Source organism: Arenimonas malthae CC-JY-1 (assembly GCF_000747075.1).
GTDB lineage: Bacteria > Pseudomonadota > Gammaproteobacteria > Xanthomonadales > Xanthomonadaceae > Arenimonas > Arenimonas malthae.
In genome coordinates, this window is sequence record NZ_AVCH01000069.1 from 1 (window position 1) to 3,920 (window position 3,920).

Consider the following 3,920-nt stretch of genomic DNA (forward strand, 5'->3'; position numbering starts at 1 on the left):
GCACTTCTGGCGGTCGCCGGCCATGGCGTTGGCGGTCATGGCGATGATGGGCAGGCGCGGCAGGTTCTGCGCCACCTCGTGCTGGCGCCATTCGCGCGAGGCGGTGTAACCGTCCTTCACCGGCATCTGGCAGTCCATCAGCACCAGGTCCAGGTTGCCCTGCTGCATGCGGTCGAGCGCCTTCTCGCCGTTGTCGGCGGTTTCGCAGTGCAGGCCCAGCAGGCCCACCAGGCGCTGCGCCACCATCAGGTTCACCGGGTTGTCTTCCACCAGCAGGACGCGCCCGCGCAGGCGGCCCTTGCCGGTGTCGCCGCCGTCCTCGCCGGCGGAGCCCACCAGCGTGCGTTCGGGCAGCGGCTCGGGTTCGGGTTCCGGCGTGCGCGGCGCGGCCTGGGCCGACAGGAAGCTGCCGATGGCGTTGCGCAGCTCAGTGCCGCCGATCTGGCGCGGCAGCAGCAGAGCGTGCGGCCCCTGGGAGAGTTCGGCGGCCACGGCCTCGTCGCCATGCAGGTACACCACGCGCAGGTCCTCCAGTTCCGGGGTGCGGCGCAGGTTGCGGTGCAGGGCGATGGCCGTGCTGCGCACGCTGCTCAGGTCCACCAGCAGCAGGTCGAAGCTCCAGTTGGCGCCGCGGGTGAGCGCGGTGCGCAGCTTGGTCAGCGTGTCCTGCGTGGTTTCGGCCTGGGTGAGGTTGGCGCCCCAGCCGGGCGCGGCCTGGCCGATGCGCTGGCGCAGGTGGGCGTCGGTGCTCAGCAGCAGCACGCGGGCGCCATTGAGGTCGGTGCGCTGGCCCTGGATGTCGCCGGCGGCCTTGAGCAGCGGGATCTCGAACCAGAACGTGGAACCGCGGCCGGGCTCGGATTCCACGCCGATGCTGCCGCCCATCAGGTCGACGATGCGCTTGCAGATCACCAGTCCAAGGCCGGTGCCGCCGTACAGGCGGGTGGTGCTGGCGTCGGCCTGGCTGAAGGCGCGGAACAGGCGCGCGTCCTTGTCGATGCCGATGCCGGTGTCGGTGACCTCGAAGCGCAGCTCGTGCTGGCTGCGGGTTTCGCCGCGGCGGCTCACGGCCAGGCTCACTGAACCGCGCTCGGTGAACTTCACGGCGTTGCTGAGCAGGTTGGTCAGCACCTGGCGCAGGCGCACCGGGTCGCCGCGCACGGCCAGCCGCACGGCCGGGTCGATCTGCAGGCTCAGGCGCAGGCCCTTGGATTCGGCCGGCTTTTCCATCAGGCGGATCACCGAATCGAGCAGTTCGCGCAGGTTGAAGCTGGTGGTTTCCAGCGTCACCTTGTTCGCCTCGAGCTTGGAGTAGTCGAGGATGTCGTCGACGATGCGCTGCATCTGCCGCGCCGAGGTGTAGGCGGTGCGCAGGATCTCCTGCTGGTCGGGCTGCAGGCGCGAGCTCATCAGCAGGTCGAGCATGGGGATGATGCCGTTGAGCGGCGTGCGGATTTCGTGGCTCATGGTGGCCAGGAATTCGCCCTTGGCCATCATGGCCGATTCGGCCGCCTGCTTGGCTTCGGTGAGTTCGCGCTCGAGGCGGCGGTGCAGGGCCAGTTCTTCCTGCAGCGCGTTCACCTCGCGGGTTTGTTCGCCGGTGGTCTGGGCGGCCTGCACCAGCGCGCGGTTGCGCAGGGTCACCGTGCGCCAGAAGCCGGCCGCGCCGGCCAGCGCCAGCAGTGCCGCCACCAGGGCCAGCGACTGCCACAGCCAGTTGTCGCTGAAGTGGCTGATGGCCGCGGCCACCGCGGCACCGGCGGCGCCGGCGATGGCCAGCCAGCGGACGATCAACGCATCCTGCACGTTGGGAGGCATCTCAGAGCACCGCCTGCTGGAAGTCGAAATCCATGTCGCGATCAGCCTGCTGCACCAGGTTGCCCTGGATGAAGTCGATGCCGCTCATCCACAGCGTGGCGGCGGCCTGGGCGTCCTCGACGCCGTGGCCGATCACCTCGAGCCCGCGGCGATGGGCGCGGTCGATCAGCACCTTGAGCTCGTCGCGCATGGCCGGCGTGAGCGCGGTGGCGGTGTACTTGCGCGCCAGCTTCACGAAGCCCAGCGGCAGCTCGTCGAACAGGCGCTCGGTGTCGGGGCTGGATTCGAACTGGCTCAGGCAGAACTGCACGCCGTCGGCCACCATGGCGTCGCAGAACTGGCGGATGGTGGCGGCGTGGATGACGGCGTCCTCCATGCGCAGCTCGATCACCATCGAGGTGCCGGGCACGTCGTGCGCCACCAGCTCGGCCTTGAGCCAGGTGGCCTGGCCCGGGTCGGCCAGCGTCAGCGGCGACTGGGTGACGAACAGGCGCAGCGGCCGGCCTTCGGCGCGGCGGTCGCGCACCAGCTTCATCGAGGCCTGCAGCACCCAGCGGTCGATGTCGAGGATGAAGTCGCCGCGTTCGGCCAGCGGTACCACCTCGGCCGCCGGCAGCAGCTTGCCGTTGGCGTCGCGCAGGCGCAGCAGCACCTGGTACTGGGAGTCGTCGCTGCCGGCCACGGCCACCACCGGCTGGTAGAGTAGTTCCAGGCTGTTGAGCGCGATGGCCTCGCGGATCTGCTTCACCAGCGCCGCCTCGCGCGCGGCCTCGGTGGGCTGGGCGGGCTCGAAGCGCTTGAAGCCGCGGTCGCTGGTGCGCGCCTCGCGGGCCATGCGTTCGGCGGCGTTGAGCAGGTCGCCGGCGTTGTGGAAACGGTGCCTGAAGGCGCAGATGCCCACCGACACGCGCAGGCGCAGCGGGTGCCCCTGCACGGCGAACGGGTGCTGCACCAGCGCGCCGCGCAGCTGGGCCGCGAAGGCTTCCAGCGCGGCCTCGTCGCGTTCGGTGTCGAGCACCAGGAAGCTGCCGTCGCCGAAGCGCGTGGCGGGCACCTGCCCGGCGCGTTCGCCCACCAGCTTGCCCACGCCGGCCAGCAGCTGCTCGAGCGCGGTCAGGCCCAGGCGGTCGCGCAGCAGGTTCACGCTTTCCACTTCCAGGAACAGCAGGCCGCCGGCGCTGTCGGCGCTGGCGCCGGCCACCACGCCGTGCAGCGATTCCAGCAGCTCCGAGCGGTGCAGCAGGCCCGTTTCCGGGTTGCGCCCGGAGCGCCGGGCCGGCCGCGCCTGCATAGCGCGGTGGCGGGTGACGCGGTTCTGCACGGCGGCGATCAGGTGCTTGGGCCGCACCGGCTTGGAGATGAAGTCGTCGCCGCCGGCCTCGAGCGCGTCGAACTGGCGGTCGGTGTCGGCTTCGCCCGACAGGAACACGATGGGCGTGTGCAGGAACGGGTCCTGGTCGCGGATCAGCACGGTCAGCTCGATGCCGTTGGCATGCGGCATGTGCAGGTCCATCAGGATCAGGTCGGGGTTGAAGCGGTGCAGGGCCTCGAGCACGTCCAGCGGGTCGAGCACCACTTCGGTCTGCATGCCGGCGTTGCGCAGGATGCCTTCGGCGAACAGGGCCTGGTTGCGGTCGTCCTCCACCACCAGCACGCGGAAGGGTTCGCCGCCGCCCGGGCTGAGCAGCACCGCCAGGCGCCGCAGCACTTCGGCGGCGTTGGGCTCCACCAGCAGCAGGTCGACGCCGGCGCGCTGGGCGTTCAGGCGCAGGGTGATGTCGTCGGTGGCGCTCAGCGCCACCAGCTGGATGGGCTGGCTGCTGCGCGTGCGGGCTTCGCGCACGGTGGCGCCGATGGCGTCGAGCTGGTCGCTGAAGGCGGCGTCCACCAGGGCCAGGCGGGCGGGCAGGGCGCCCAGCAGTTCGTGCAGTTCGTCGGCGCTTTCCAGCAGCTCCACTTCGTAGCCGGCGGCTTCCAGGCGCTGGTCGAGCTCCAGCGACAGCGGGCCGTGTTCGGTGAGGTGGTAGACGCGGGTGCCGGGCGTGACCGGCGGCGGCTCGGCCGCGGCGGGTGGCGCGGCGGGAGCGGGCGCAGGCGCGGGC

Annotated in this window: 2 protein-coding genes; both read right to left on the reverse strand. The window is 71.2% G+C overall.

Annotated elements, in window-relative coordinates; genetic code table 11:
- On the reverse strand, positions 1-1,818 hold a 1,818-nt coding region (locus tag N790_RS04290; protein ID WP_052385677.1), incomplete at its 3' end, for an ATP-binding protein.
- A gap of 1 nt (position 1,819) precedes the next feature.
- On the reverse strand, positions 1,820-3,920 hold a 2,101-nt coding region (locus tag N790_RS04295; RefSeq protein WP_052385678.1), incomplete at its 5' end, for an EAL domain-containing protein.